The organism is Sneathiella sp., assembly GCF_029233945.1.
Classification (GTDB): Bacteria; Pseudomonadota; Alphaproteobacteria; order Sneathiellales; family Sneathiellaceae; genus Sneathiella.
Genome location: NZ_JARGOQ010000100.1, coordinates 1 through 5,294, shown reverse-complemented (window position 1 = coordinate 5,294; position 5,294 = coordinate 1). Strand labels below are relative to the sequence as shown.

Below are 5,294 nucleotides of genomic sequence, written 5' to 3'. Positions count from 1 at the left end.
CCCGCACGGTCATCTTGGTCATTTCCGTACCCTCGGGGATCTCCCCGCTGGCGTCATAGGCATCCGGTGTTTTAGAGGTGCTGGCGCGCGGTTTCGGAGCTGCGTCGCTCTCTTTATCCTCACTATCGTCTGCTTCTTCTTCAGAATCCGATGAGGAGGATGGCGCAGCGCTTGGAGTAAAATCATCAAGATCGCTGTCATCCTCCCCTTCTTCGAGGAGAACTGCAATCGGCGTATTGACGGCGACATTCTCGGTATCGCCCTCAATCAGGATCTTGCCGATTTTCCCTTCATCGACTGCCTCGACCTCCATCGTCGCCTTGTCCGTCTCAATCTCCGCAAGTACATCGCCGGAACTGACCGTATCGCCTTCTTTCACCATCCAGCGAGTCAGCTTGCCTTCCGTCATCGTCGGCGAGAGCGCCGGCATCAAAATTTCTGTTGGCATTTATCTAGTCCTTCTCAAGCTGATCGGCGCTCAGGCCAAAACATCCGTATAAAGCTCTTCCGGCTGTGGCTCCGGACTGTTCTGGGCGAATTCGACCGCATCGGCAATGATGCCCTTTATCTTACGATCAATTTCCTTGAGTTCGTCTTCCGTATTGATTTTATCGTCCAGCATGGTCTGGCGAAGATGATCAATCGGGTCATGCTCCGCGCGTTTCTTGTTAACTTCCTCTTTCGAGCGGTACTTCGCCGGATCCGACATGGAATGGCCGCGATAGCGATAGGTCTTCATCTCAAGTATATACGGCCCCTTGCCTGAGCGAACCCATTCCACCGCCTTTTTACCGGCGGCGGCAACGGCGAAAACATCCATGCCGTCAACCTGTTCACCGGGAACATTAAAGCTTTCGCCCCGTCTAAAGAGCTCCGTCTGGGCAGAGGAGCGCTTGACCGAGGTTCCCATGGCATATTCATTATTTTCAATGACATAGACCACCGGCAAGCTCCAGAGCTCCGCCATATTGAAGCTTTCGTAGACCTGTCCCTGGTTGACCGTTCCATCGCCCATGTAGCAGAGGGTAATATCCTTGCTGTCCTGGTATTTCTGGCTGAACGCAAGACCGGTACCGAGCGGGACGCAGGCCCCAACGATACCATGACCGCCATAGAAATTCTTCTCTTTACTGAACATATGCATGGAACCGCCCTTCCCCTTGGAATAGCCGCCCTCGCGCCCGGTGAGTTCCGCCATCACGCCTTTCGGATCCATTCCGCAGGCCAGCATATGCCCGTGATCACGGTAAGATGTAATCACTGCATCATCATCCGTAATCGCCGATTTCATGCCGACGACCACAGCCTCTTGTCCGATATAAAGGTGGCAGAAACCACCAATCAGGCCCATGCCGTATATCTGCCCGGCCTTTTCCTCGAACCGGCGGATCAACAGCATGTCATGATAAAATTTCTGGGTTTGCTCTTTTGAAAATTTCGGGGTGGCCTTGCTGGCACTCCCTGCCGGTTTCTTGGCATTCGAAGCCGAGTTCTTAGCCCGGCTGGCGGTTTGACGTACCATAATATCTCCCATTCGAAGAGGCAACCGAAGCGTCCCTGTCGCATCCGGTGCGCGTTGTTCTTAACCAGAATGTGGCCGACCCGATCTTAATAAACAAGTAGAAATTATTGGTTAACATTATATCAGTTAATAAGTGTAATTTTTTGAAAATACTTAAAAATTAACCGAAAAATAGTAAATTTTTTAAAATAAAAAGATTGCCAATATTTTGGTCAATTTTACGCAAGAAACGCAAAGATGCAGCATTAAGCAGGATATAAATTTTCGATCAGGCTAGTACCTGGCTATTTCATATAGATGACAATCTCATCCGGATGCGCGAGACCCAAAACGTCACGGCTGCGTTCTTCCAGCATATCTACATCGAGATTCTCCGGCCGGAGCAGCGCAACACGCTTTTCAAGCGCCTGCTTTTCATTTTCCGTGAGCTGGTAAACCGACTCCGCACGATCGATTTCATGCTGCAGCTTGAGATAGGCAAACAGACCCCGATCGCCTTCAACGAGGTGGTAGCTGAAATAGGCGACAGCCAGGATCCCGAGAATGGGCCCGGCTCCGGCTTTTGCACGCTTTTTTATCTCAAGACTAATAATCATTTACGGAGTGAATCAAATACATGAGTCGAGGTCAACCGTAAAATTGCATTGCGGATAAATTAGTTGCAAATAATCCGCTAATAGTCAGGAAATCGTTTATTTATTCCATTTAGCGTCAGGAATAGGAGGCTTTTTCAAAAAGCTTGCCCTCTTTCTCCCGCCGCGCCTTCAGGACAGGAGAAACCTTCTTACCGCTTCCGAGATGAGCCCAGCGGACAAAATTGGCGATTACTCCCGTTTTCTCACCCGCATAAATCCACCGGTCAAGCTGGGAGGGAACCGCCTTATAGTCGCCCGTGTTCAGGTCCTTGAGGAGGGTTGAGGATTTGAACGCCCCCTCCCCGACGTTAAAAGTGAAGGAAACCAGCGCATCAAACTGAGATTGCTGCAGTTTCACTTTCACCGAATTATTCACCGTATCGACGGCCCCTTTAACGTCTGTGCTGAAATAGCTGTCGGCCTGGGCCTGTGTGATCGTCTCTCCGGCCTTGACATTGCCCGTATGGCCGTAACCGATGGTCATCACGCCCGTGCCGTCATTATAGGCCGTTAATCTCAGACCTTCGAATTGCTTGATAAACTCTGCCCCTTCATCGGAAAGCTGATGCGCCATGGGTAATCTCCTGCCGAACAACACACTCCTTAAATATTATTGATTAAATATATTTCAATTAAAAATTGTATTGTTGGTAAGAAAAGCTCGCTATTCACGATAATCTTATCGCGCTGGATCAAGTGCTGAGATTTAGTCCGTGGTTGCCTGTTTCTGCGCCAGCAGGATCGTATGATGACCACAATCAGGATCATCTATCACGAATTCGATAACCGTCGCGCCTTCGGCCGCGAGGATGGAGGTATATTCTTCGGTAGACAGGCTGGCGTGATAGACCGTGTCCTCCCCGACCCGCCCGGTTACTTCGCCATCTTCCGGCCCTACCGTCAGCATCAGCACGCCGGAGGGCGCGAGATGCGCCGCAAATTTCGGGAGGGCAGACCTCTGTTCCGCCCGCGTGAGATGAAAAAAACTGTCCCAGCCAAGAATGCCGTCAAACCGTTCGGGTAGATCAAGGGCCCGCATATCCACCTGCCGCCAGTCACCGCCGGGAAATTTTTCTATCGCTAAGTTCAGCATGGCAGTGGAAGCGTCCGCCCCTGTCAGCTTATACCCCTGATCAATAATATAGCGTGCGATGGGATCACCCGAGCCGCAGCCAAGATCAAGTACTCGCCCCTCGGTCGGAATGAAGGAGAGGAACCGCTCAAGCCAGTTTCTCTCAAACAGGATTTTCGCCCGTTCCGCATCGAAGCGGGCAGCGTTGCGCTCATAAACATCCTGCGTTGTCTTCGCGAGGTCTGACATTGAGAGCGCCATAACGGGCTTAACCCTTCAGGATGCTGCGGCCTGCGTATTCTGCGGCATCACCCAGTTCCTGCTCGATCCGGATCAACTGATTGTATTTCGCGAGGCGATCGGAGCGGCTGAGACTGCCCGTCTTGATCTGGCCGCAGTTGGTGGCCACGGCCAAATCCGCGATGGTGGAATCCTCCGTCTCACCGGAGCGGTGCGACATCACCGCCGTATAGCGCGCTTTATGAGCCATCTCAACGGCCTCTAGCGTTTCCGTGAGGGAGCCGATCTGGTTGACCTTCACCAGGATGGAATTGGCAACGCCCTGAGAAATTCCATCTGCCAGCCGTTTCGGGTTGGTCACAAAGAGATCGTCACCGACAAGCTGCACTTTATCGCCGATCTTGTCGGTGAGAAGTTTCCAGCCCGCCCAGTCATCTTCGCTCATGCCATCCTCGATCGAGATGATCGGGTAATCGCCCACCAGCGCGGCATAGTAATCGACCATTTCGCCGGCTTCCAGTGTCTTGCCTTCACCCTTCAGATGATACTTTCCATCCTTAAAAAATTCGGTCGAAGCAGAGTCCAATGCGAGATATACATCCTCGCCCGGCTTGTAGCCCGCGCCTTCAATCGATTTCATAATAAAATCAAGGGCATCTCGGGAGCTTCCGATATTTGGCGCGAAGCCGCCCTCATCGCCGACATTGGTGTTATGCCCGGCCTTGGAAAGCTCTTTTTTCAGGGTCTGAAAGACTTCCGATCCCATGCGAATAGCATCCGCACAAGTGTCGGCGGAGACCGGCATGATCATGAATTCCTGAATATCGATGGGGTTATCCGCATGCTCCCCGCCGTTGATGATATTCATCATTGGGACCGGCAGGGTCCGGGCGGACGCGCCGCCGACGTAACGATAAAGTGGCAGCCCACAATCTTCCGCCGCCGCACGGGCAAGCGCAAGGCTGACACCGAGAATAGCATTCGCGCCGAGACGAGCCTTATTTTCTGTCCCGTCGAGCGCGATCATCGCCCGGTCGAGCGCAATCTGGTCATCCGCATCGCGGCCCGAAAGAATATCAAAAATCTCACCATTAACCGCATCAATAGCCTTCAGCACACCCTTGCCGCCATAGCGCGATTTATCGCCGTCGCGCAGCTCCACCGCCTCATGCGCGCCGGTGGACGCGCCGGAGGGCACAGCCGCGCGGCCAAAGGCTCCGCTTTCCAATATCACATCGACTTCAACCGTCGGATTTCCCCGGCTATCGAGAATTTCACGGCCGGTAATATCAAGAATTGCACTCATACGACTTGGTTCCTGTTTCTAGAGATTTTTCGCGAGGTTATCGAATTTCTGTAAAGTAGAGAGCAATGCCTCCATCTGATCAATCGGCACCATGTTCGGGCCGTCAGAGGGAGCGTTGTCCGGATCCTGATGGGTTTCCATAAAGACCATGGCAACCCCAACGGAAACGGCAGCGCGGGCAAGTACCGGCACGAATTCCCGCTGTCCACCCGATGTTGTCCCCTGCCCGCCCGGCTGCTGCACGGAATGGGTGGCATCAAAGACAATGGGCTGGCCGGTTTGTTCCGCCATGATGGCAAGGCTCCGCATGTCAGAAACCAGCGTGTTATAGCCGAAACTCGCGCCGCGCTCGGTCAGCAGGACACGGTTGTTGCCGGCACTGATCAGCTTATTGGCGACATTCTTCATATCCCAGGGAGCGAGGAACTGGCCCTTCTTCACATTGACCACCTTGCCGGTGGCCGCCGCAGCCAGCAGAAGGTCTGTCTGGCGGCAAAGGAATGCCGGTATCTGCAACAC

General features: G+C 53.0%; 7 protein-coding genes. All 7 read right to left on the bottom strand.

What is annotated here, in order from left to right; all coding sequences use genetic code 11:
• The coding region (locus P1U71_RS17675; protein WP_301106995.1) for a biotin/lipoyl-containing protein at positions 1–448 on the bottom strand (448 nt) is incomplete at its 3' end.
• 30 nt (positions 449–478) lie between these two features.
• Positions 479–1,522, bottom strand: coding sequence for a pyruvate dehydrogenase (acetyl-transferring) E1 component subunit alpha (gene pdhA / locus P1U71_RS17670; RefSeq protein ID WP_301106994.1), 1,044 nt, complete (start codon positions 1,520–1,522; stop codon positions 479–481).
• 284 nt (positions 1,523–1,806) lie between these two features.
• Positions 1,807–2,118 carry a septum formation initiator family protein gene (locus P1U71_RS17665; protein WP_301106993.1) on the bottom strand — a complete coding sequence of 104 codons (312 nt, stop codon included), beginning with the start codon at positions 2,116–2,118 and terminating at the stop codon, positions 1,807–1,809.
• Positions 2,119–2,233: 115 nt separating this feature from the next.
• Positions 2,234–2,731, bottom strand: a complete 498-nt coding sequence (locus P1U71_RS17660; protein WP_301106992.1) for a lysozyme — start codon at positions 2,729–2,731, stop codon at positions 2,234–2,236.
• Positions 2,732–2,863: 132 nt separating this feature from the next.
• On the bottom strand, positions 2,864–3,478 hold the full coding sequence (locus tag P1U71_RS17655; protein ID WP_301106991.1) for a trans-aconitate 2-methyltransferase: 615 nt from the start codon (positions 3,476–3,478) through the stop codon (positions 2,864–2,866).
• A gap of 19 nt (positions 3,479–3,497) precedes the next feature.
• Positions 3,498–4,775: a phosphopyruvate hydratase gene (gene eno, locus P1U71_RS17650; protein WP_301106990.1), complete on the bottom strand. Its 1,278-nt coding sequence runs from the start codon at positions 4,773–4,775 to the stop codon at positions 3,498–3,500.
• Positions 4,776–4,793: 18 nt separating this feature from the next.
• Positions 4,794–5,294: 3-deoxy-8-phosphooctulonate synthase (gene kdsA, locus P1U71_RS17645; protein WP_301106989.1), on the bottom strand; the 501-nt coding region annotated here is incomplete at its 5' end.

Excerpts from the sequence above, each read along its gene's own strand:
- pdhA (WP_301106994.1), bottom strand. The coding sequence starts at position 1,522 with ATGGTACGTCAAACCGCCAGCCGGGCTAAGAACTCGGCTTCGAATGCC.
- P1U71_RS17655 (WP_301106991.1), bottom strand. The coding sequence starts at position 3,478 with ATGTCAGACCTCGCGAAGACAACGCAGGATGTTTATGAGCGCAACGCT.
- P1U71_RS17660 (WP_301106992.1), bottom strand. The coding sequence starts at position 2,731 with ATGGCGCATCAGCTTTCCGATGAAGGGGCAGAGTTTATCAAGCAATTC.
- eno (WP_301106990.1), bottom strand. The coding sequence starts at position 4,775 with ATGAGTGCAATTCTTGATATTACCGGCCGTGAAATTCTCGATAGCCGG.
- P1U71_RS17665 (WP_301106993.1), bottom strand. The coding sequence starts at position 2,118 with ATGATTATTAGTCTTGAGATAAAAAAGCGTGCAAAAGCCGGAGCCGGG.